Here is a 796-nt window from a genome sequence, read left to right on the forward strand (position 1 = left end):
ATCAGCCGGTCCCCGGCATTGGTCACGGTGATCCCCTGATTGGCCAGTTGCTGGCGCAGTTCTGCGGCCTGCTGGTCCAGTTGGTTACCGATCAGGCCACCGCCAGCCGCACCAATCGCACCACCGGCCAGCGCGCCAAGAAGCGGATCAGAGCCATTCGCAATCGCGCCAACACCCGCGCCAACCAAACCGCCCAGGATCGCACCCTGTTTTGTGTGCTGGTTTGGATCGGCTGGCAAATCCAGCGTGCCGGGGTCGGTACACGCGCCGAAAAACATTGCCGAGCACAGCCCGGCGGAAACAACAAACTTGGAAACGGTCATGAAATCACCTTCTGCTCTGGCACCCGTTTGCCGGGGCCATCTTGTTCAGTGCAGTATATCGCGCCGACGCAGCGCAGGCTCAAGCAACAATCCGGTGATATCGGCAGTTACCTGCCAATCATTGTTGTGTGGCAGCGTCCCAGCGATTTTGCTCTTGCCATATCGCGCGAAGCGGCGCGCCTTGACCGCAAAAGTGATCGTCGATCAAGTCACAGGACCAGATGCGGTCGGTCCGAAAATGGCGAAACCCGTTTCTTAACTCGCACCATGCGGCAAGCATCGTGCACTCGATATGATAGATCAGCGCAACCGGGCGGACGGTCCGTTCTGTCCGTTCGCCGTCCGAATTGACATAGGTGATACGGATCTTGCGCTCGGACCGGATCGCCTCACGATAGTTCACGACCTGAACGCATCCCTTTTCAGGGTCGTCCGTGGGCGCACCCCACGGGGCCACTTGCAGCCAATCCGCC

General features: G+C 59.8%; 2 protein-coding genes. Both read right to left on the minus strand.

Annotated elements, in window-relative coordinates; translation table 11 throughout:
• Window positions 1-323, minus strand: a 323-nt coding sequence (locus ACR0E6_RS22065) for a glycine zipper domain-containing protein (RefSeq protein WP_480587376.1), incomplete at its 3' end; no start/stop codon positions are given.
• A gap of 118 nt (window positions 324-441) precedes the next feature.
• On the minus strand, window positions 442-796 hold a 355-nt coding region (locus ACR0E6_RS22070; protein ID WP_480587378.1), incomplete at its 5' end, for a helix-turn-helix transcriptional regulator.

The sequence above is a fragment of the Ruegeria sp. AP12 genome, assembly GCF_056540025.1.